This is a genomic window from Acinetobacter sp. YK3 (assembly GCF_001729365.1).
GTDB classification, from domain to species: Bacteria; Pseudomonadota; Gammaproteobacteria; order Pseudomonadales; family Moraxellaceae; genus Acinetobacter; species Acinetobacter vivianii.
Genome location: NZ_LZPJ01000035.1, coordinates 1 through 4,642, shown reverse-complemented (window position 1 = coordinate 4,642; position 4,642 = coordinate 1). Strand labels below are relative to the sequence as shown.

Here is a 4,642-nt window from a genome sequence, read left to right as displayed (position 1 = left end):
ATCAATCTGCCAATTGGCAGCCTGAATCTTGATATTTAAATCACGTAGTTTCGCGCTGATATCATCGGCTTGTTTTTGCAAGCTAGAAACAGGGATAACCTTCTTCCATTTAATCTCTCGTGAACTATAACGATCAGATTCACGATGGGTATTGGCAATCGCATCAACGAGAATCTTATGCTGTTCTGCATAATTATCACGTAAGCTTAATAGGAAAAGCAATATTTTGCCATCCTCTAATTTTGCTTGTGCATTGGTTAAATGAACACGACAAATCAATTGATTGCTTTCTTGGGTTAAAGCAAACACTTGTTTGATTAGCTCATTTGGATCTTCACTTGGTTCATCACCATCTTGTACCAATACATTGGCATTGATCCGTTGTTTTAATGAAGCGAGCTTTTTTTGTTGATCACTTCGAAGTAAAAGTGCTTCTGCGAGTTTCATTTTTCTATCTCTATTTTATTCCAATCAAAACTATTATCAGGTAAAAAGTCTGAATCACAGGCTTGAGTATGTTGCATAGCCTCATCAAAACCTATTTCAACTTGATTCATTAAATCACCCTTTAACATACGCCAGTTGTCTTAATGTATAAACCACTTCAACTAAATCCTATTGTGCTTTCATGACATCTTCGATCGGTTTATAAGCCGATGCAATTTTATCAATCACAATAACATCTTTACGGCATTCCACATCTTTAGTTTGAGAGACTTCCAGTAATCATTCCCCTAGACGATCTTTCTTATTTTGAGATGGGCTAGATAGAAACTCTAAATTCCAGAGTTTTTCGGCATATCGACCCAGCCACCAGAAAGATGCTGCCAATATAATAAAGAAAATGGCTTTATGCATACCATTCCAGAAGAACTCAAAGTACTTGGTATATAGGTTGATAAATAAGAAGGTGATACCAAAACCACGTGAGGTGGCATCGTCATGTTTCAAACCATAGACAATTGCAATGATGGCAATAAATGCGAATAAAACACCCCAATGCAACAACTCATATTGTTTAACGTTATACCAGCTACTTAAGTCACCATAGTTGCCAAAGATTGATAGAAGCCATAAGGCAATAAATAGATAAAGCAATCCCATGACATAAGTTGAGTGCGCAAAATCTTTAAAACGCGCATAACGTTTAAAGAGAAGACTTAATCCAATCAGTACACCACCAAAGAATACAAAGCGTAAAGGGAAGTTCATCCCTAGATAATATGCACCCCAACCAGACATATAACCTGTTTCAGTTCCAAACCATGAACCCAATGAAAGTAATGAAAACACCCAAATCAGTTTGGATGGAAACCAGAAGGCAAGAGCGGCATAAATGAGGGTTGAGAGCAGGAATAACAAAGAGAAATGTCCGCTGCCAGTATCAATCGCTTGTCCGAAATAAGCCACAGATGCTGCTGTAGAGAGCACACCAGCAAAAATTATGGCTTCATTGCTAAATTGATGCAGTGGTTTGGTTTTACGTCGACGATATGCAAAGCCATAAAAGGCCGCAGCGACTCCTGCAAAAATCAGACAAGGAATGATTTTGGAATCAATAAATATTTTTTCAATCAGTTCCATCAAGAACTGATCCGCTGTAATTGCGGCAATGGCAATCACGGCACAAATCATCGAAATCCAGAATGAGTATTTTGCCAAGCGTTCCCAGTCAAAAGGCCGAATCGAAAAACTATGCTTTAACTCATTGGCAACATCAGGCGTAATGGTGCCTTGTTGTTGCCATTGTTCAATGGTTTGCTTTAAAAAAAGTCCTTGTTTTTTATTTAATTTCATTAAAGAACCCGAATGTCTGTACATCTATACTGATATAACAGACATTGGATTGAGAAGACGTATAGTTTTCTTAGTAATTTGTTGTTAAGTCTACAGTTTTAAAAAGCGAGCAATCACTTGTCTGAGCTGTTTTAAGTAACCTGTAAAGAAATGATTAGCACCTGGCAAAATCGTGATTGGATGTTTTTGCGGTTTTGCCCATGCAATCATATCTGATAGCAAGGTAATGTCATCTTGCTCGCCATGAACAAATAAGATATCACCGTCAATTGCAGGGGTTTTATAGTGGCGTAAATCGACTACCGAACCTGTTGGTAAACCACAGAGCACCAATTGTTTTGGACGTAATTCATCACTGAGTTGTGCTTGGCATTTTGCCAACACATGAGAACCAAAGCTAAAACCACCAGCGTAGAACGTAAGTCCTGCATGTTTCTCGCGGGCATATTTAATCACAGCCATGATGTCATCAGTTTCGCCGTGTCCTTGATCATGTATGCCTTCGCTGCCTGCCAGACCGCGGAAACTTGGACGATAAACTACACAGCCCATTTCATTAAAAATCTGAGCCAGTAGCACAGGAACTTTATGATTTGGTGTCCCGCCTTGCAAAGGATGTGGATGGCAGACAACAGCAAAACCTGTGACTTCACCTTGAGGTTGATCGACAAACATTTCAATTTGACCAACAGGACCTTGGATGAATAATTGCTCAGACATAAGATACGCAATGGATAATGGAAGAATCCACTATTTTACCGATAATGAAGAATGAAAACACGAATTGGCATTAAAAATTATCAACTGTTATAGTTTCACCAAGATAAATTTATGTTTGATTGATTATGCTTGCTTTAATTTCTCCTGCTAAAACACTTGATTACACAACAGCACTTCCTACAGATACACATACCCAACCACGTTTGTTGGCACAATCACAACAGTTGATTGATGTATGTCGTAAGCTTTCGGCAACTGAGATCGCGTCGTTAATGACGGTAAGCGAGAAAATTGCCAACTTAAATGTAGAGCGTTTCCGTGACTGGAATGCTGATTTTGATTTTTCCAACGCACGTCAAGCCTTGTTTGCATTTAAAGGTGATGTGTATACGGGTTTAGATGCTTATCACTTAAAAGATCAAGATATTGATTTTGCCCAGCAGCATTTGCGTATGTTGTCTGGTCTTTATGGATTGTTGCGTCCTTTGGATTTAATGATGCCGTATCGTTTGGAAATGGGAACTAAATTAAAAAATACCCGTGGTCATAATCTGTATGAATTCTGGGGCAGCATCATTACAGATCAAATTAACCAAGATTTAGCTGAAATTAATTCGAAAGTATTGGTAAATTTAGCCTCTGACGAATATTATAAGTCTGTGAATGAAAAGAATATTCAGGCGGAAATTGTTAAGCCAGTATTTCTGGATCAGAAGAACGGAAAATATAAAGTCATTAGCTTCTATGCGAAAAAAGCGCGTGGTTTGATGGCAAGATACTTGATTGAAAATAAATTAAGCCAAGTAGAACAATTAAAAGCATTTGATAGTGAAGGTTATTACTTTGATGCTGAAAGTTCATCGGATAAAGAGTTGGTCTTTAAGCGAGATGAGCAACACGCAGCGTAAGTTTACCTTGGGCAGGGTGGGATGTTAACCAAAGAGCATTTATTAAAGTACGCAATATCGTCTGATCAAGTTTGTGTTAAAGGGCATTTAACAGAACCTCGCAGTTATGGAGTGTACGCACTACCATTAGATACAGATGGTACTCGACGATTTCGATTTGGTAATCATCCCATGCGCCAGCAGGAACTAAAACATGAGTTTGGTTCCTGCACTTTGTATCAGCTTTTTCTTGAGCGCAAAGATGCTGAATCTTTAGCAAAATGGCTTAATAAAGCAATTCAGTGAGAATTGGCAATGCAGCAATATTTAGCCGTATTAGAAAAATCATGGTTTGAGCTACAGCAGCATTATCATTTTTCTGAGCCGCAGAAAATTTTTAACAAGTTGATTGCTGCCTATAGTGAAAAGCAGCGCGCTTATCATACAGTCCAGCATTTGTATGAATGTTTGGTGTTGCTTGAATCGATTCGAGCCAATTTGAATGATGCAAATGCTGTTGTATTGGCACTTTGGTTCCATGATGCGGTTTATGATCCGCAAGCAAAAGATAATGAATTGAAGAGTGCAGAGCTATTTGAGCAATATATGGCTCAAGATTTACCCGTAGATATCGTTGGAAAAATAAAACGATGGATTGTTGCGACGCAAAAGCATGCATCGACTAATGAATTAGATTTGCAATTTTTACTGGATATTGATTTAGCGATCTTGGCTGCATTTCCAGCACGTTTTGCAGATTATGAACAACAGATTCAAAAAGAGTATGCTTGGGTAGATTCTGGGATTTACTCCCTTAAAAGAAAAGAAGTTTTAGCGCACTTTTATCAAGCAGAACCACTATATCAAACGGAGTATTTTCAACAGAGTTTTGAGCAAAGGGCGAAAGGGAATTTGAGAGAGGTTGTTGAAAATTAGATCTGCATTTAATAAGGATATTCTGAATAAATAATTAAATTCAAGGATATACCTAATCTGAGATTTTATTGAATATATTTTATTGCATATTTTCCTTGGTTTTCATAAATTTTTAATTCAACCACTCCATCTTTTAGATTCCCTTTTATATAGAAATGATAGTAATAATATGGTGTACGTTCTTGACTATCTCCAGAATACTAGCCAGATTTTCTTAATTTATAATTTTCTATCGTTCCATATTTTTCATGTAATTCAGTATCTTGTTGGAATATTTGGACAATATTTCTCTCATTTTTCTT

At 37.4% G+C, this 4,642-nt stretch carries 6 protein-coding genes; 3 read left to right on the top strand and 3 right to left on the bottom strand.

Translation table 11 applies throughout. The features are described 5' to 3' along the window. The 3 genes from A9Z07_RS03970 to A9Z07_RS03960 form a co-directional block, all read right to left on the bottom strand. The coding region (locus tag A9Z07_RS03970; RefSeq protein ID WP_069576971.1) for a DIP1984 family protein at positions 1-447 on the bottom strand (447 nt) is incomplete at its 3' end. 279 nt (positions 448-726) lie between these two features. Continuing rightward, the gene (locus A9Z07_RS03965; RefSeq protein ID WP_069576966.1) at positions 727-1,797 is read right to left on the bottom strand and encodes a DUF2157 domain-containing protein; all 1,071 of its coding nucleotides are present in this window, start codon (positions 1,795-1,797) and stop codon (positions 727-729) included. Positions 1,798-1,887: 90 nt separating this feature from the next. After that, complete coding sequence (locus A9Z07_RS03960; protein ID WP_069576961.1) at positions 1,888-2,517, bottom strand: alpha/beta hydrolase; 630 nt, start codon at positions 2,515-2,517, stop codon at positions 1,888-1,890. Positions 2,518-2,642: 125 nt separating this feature from the next. On the opposite strand from A9Z07_RS03960, the gene yaaA reads away from it, so the two are divergent. The 3 genes from yaaA to A9Z07_RS03945 are packed head-to-tail and all read left to right on the top strand — an operon-like array spanning position 2,643 to position 4,340. After that, the gene (gene yaaA, locus A9Z07_RS03955) at positions 2,643-3,425 is read left to right on the top strand and encodes a peroxide stress protein YaaA (protein ID WP_069576956.1); all 783 of its coding nucleotides are present in this window, start codon (positions 2,643-2,645) and stop codon (positions 3,423-3,425) included. Positions 3,426-3,446: 21 nt separating this feature from the next. After that, positions 3,447-3,710 (top strand): hypothetical protein, encoded by a 264-nt coding sequence (locus A9Z07_RS03950; protein WP_005257942.1) that lies wholly within the window; start codon positions 3,447-3,449, stop codon positions 3,708-3,710. Between the two features lie 9 nt (positions 3,711-3,719). After that, a complete protein-coding gene (locus tag A9Z07_RS03945) occupies positions 3,720-4,340 on the top strand; it encodes a metal-dependent hydrolase (RefSeq protein WP_069576953.1) in 621 nt (206 codons plus the stop codon). Positions 4,341-4,642 lie beyond the last annotated feature (302 nt).